This is a genomic window from Metamycoplasma neophronis (assembly GCF_006491995.1).
GTDB lineage: Bacteria > Bacillota_I > Bacilli_A > Mycoplasmatales > Metamycoplasmataceae > Metamycoplasma > Metamycoplasma neophronis.
On record NZ_VHHP01000028.1, the window covers coordinates 1 to 585 of the forward strand.

Annotated in this window: 1 protein-coding gene; it reads right to left on the reverse strand. The window is 61.9% G+C overall.

Annotated elements, in window-relative coordinates; translation table 4 throughout:
* Positions 1 to 585 (reverse strand): AmmeMemoRadiSam system radical SAM enzyme (gene amrS, locus FJR74_RS08355; protein WP_140915065.1); only part of this gene is annotated, 585 nt, incomplete at both ends.

A 585-nucleotide genomic window follows, 5' to 3' on the forward strand; every position in this document is an offset into this window, starting at 1 on the left:
GTCAATGTGGCGGTTGGTGTAGCCGGGGTGTCCATCATCTTGTAGTCGGGATGGAACGCGGTGAAATGCACCGGCACGTCGACGCCCAGGTTTTCGCGGATCCATCTGCATTCGGCAGCGACTTCCGCGTCGCTGTCGTTACGTCCGGGAATCAGCAGGGTGGTGATCTCCAACCACACATTCGTCTGGTGCCGCAGGTAGGCCAGGGTGTCCAGGACGTTGCGCAGGTGACTGACGCAAACCTTGCGATAAAAGTCTTCGGTGAATGCCTTTAGGTCGACGTTGGCGGCGTCGACACGCCGGTAGAATTCCGCGCGGGGCTCAGGACACATGTACCCGGCCGTCACCGCGACGGCTTTGATTCCCTGGTCGTGGCAGGCGTCGGCTACATCGGCGGCATACTCCCAGAAGATCGTTGGGTCGTTGTAGGTGAATGCCACGCTGCGGCAACCCAATTCGTGTGCGGTCCGGGCGATGTCGGCCGGGGCCGCCCGACTGGCCAGGACGTCGATCTCGCGGGACTTGGAGATATCCCAGTTCTGGCAGAACTTGCACGCCAGGTTGCACCCGGCGGTGCCGAAAGAC